Below are 1,404 nucleotides of genomic sequence, written 5' to 3'. Positions count from 1 at the left end.
GGCTCATGTGACGCATCCGTGGGTGCCCTGCGCGTCTGAAACGTGAGCACGCCGTTCCCTGTCTAGGTTTCTGAGCTGTTGAGGAACAGGAACCGAGGAGCGGAGAACGGCGTGCAGAACGCCACCTTATGGCGCGCCCTGTTGGGGGTCGAGAAGACGGTCGTCGAGGACATCGAGTTCGACGAGGACGAAGAGCTGCTGGTGGCCCACGTCCGGCCCCGGGCTCGGGCAAGGGCCCGTGGCCGGTGCGGCCGCTGCGAGCGGCGAGCGCCGGCCTATGACCGTGGCGAAGGACGGCGGCGGTGGCGGGCGCTGGACCTGGGCACCGTGCGGGTGGTGCTTGAGGCCGAGGCGCCGCGGGTGAGGTGTCCCGAACATGGTCCGACGGTGGCCGCGGTGCCCTGGGCCCGTCATGGCACCGGACACACCTACGTCTTCGACGAGCAGGTCGCCTGGCTGGCCACCCAGTGCTCCAAGACGGCGGTGACCGAGCTGATGCGCATTGCTTGGCGCACCGTCGGGGCGATCATCACCAGGGTCTGGGCCGACGTCGAGGCCCTGCACGACCGGTTCGCCGACCTGCGGCGGCTCGGGATCGACGAGATCTCCTACAAGCGCGGACACCGGTACCTGACCGTGGTCGTCGACCACGACACCGGCCGGCTGGTGTGGGCCGCGCCCGGGCGGAACAAGGCCACCCTGGAGGGGTTCTTCGACGCCCTCGGCCCCGAGCGCAGCGTCCAGATCACCCACATCTCCGCTGACGGGGCGGACTGGATCAGCACCGTGGTTGCTGAGAAATGCCCGAACGCGGTCCGCTGTGCCGACCCCTTCCACGTGGTCAGGTGGGCCACCGACGCACTCGACGAGGTCCGCCGACAAGCCTGGAACGAGAGCCGTGGCGCCGTCACCCAGCGCCGCGCAGGCCGGGCCAGCGGGCACGCCAAGGCGCTCAAGGGTGCCCGTTACGCGCTGTGGAAGAACCCCGAGAACCTCACCAGCCGACAACAGGCCAAGCTGGCCTGGGTCGCCAAGACCGACCCCAGGCTGCACCGCGCCTACCTGCTCAAGGAAGGCTTGCGGCTGGTCTTCCAACTCCCCCACAGCGAGGCCAAAGAGGCGCTCGACATCTGGATCGGTTGGGCCCGTCGCTGCCGAATCCCCGCGTTCATCGACCTGCAACGCCGGATCGTCAAACACAGGGCCGCGATCCTCGCCGCCATCGAGCACGGACTCTCGAATGGACGCATCGAATCGGTAAACACCAAGATCCGGCTCATCACCCGGATCGCGTTCGGGTTCCGCTCACCCGAAGCGCTGATCGCCTTGGCGATGCTCAACCTCGGCGGCCACCGCCCCGTCCTCCCGGGCCGGAAATGACCCACGGATCAGTCAGGAGAGCCC

The 1,404-nt window shown here is 68.6% G+C and carries 1 protein-coding gene; it reads left to right on the top strand.

Going from position 1 to position 1,404, the window contains the following annotated elements:
• The first annotated feature begins 111 nt into the window (after window positions 1–111).
• Window positions 112–1,380, top strand: coding sequence for an ISL3 family transposase (locus tag Q1B24_RS21775; RefSeq protein WP_299933074.1), 1,269 nt, complete (start codon window positions 112–114; stop codon window positions 1,378–1,380).
• The last annotated feature ends 24 nt before the right edge of the window (window positions 1,381–1,404 follow it).

This window comes from uncultured Nocardioides sp. (assembly GCF_947488025.1).
Taxonomy (GTDB): Bacteria; Actinomycetota; Actinomycetes; order Propionibacteriales; family Nocardioidaceae; genus Nocardioides.
The sequence above is the reverse complement of the archived record's forward strand: the minus strand, read 5'-3'. Positions and strand labels throughout refer to the sequence as shown.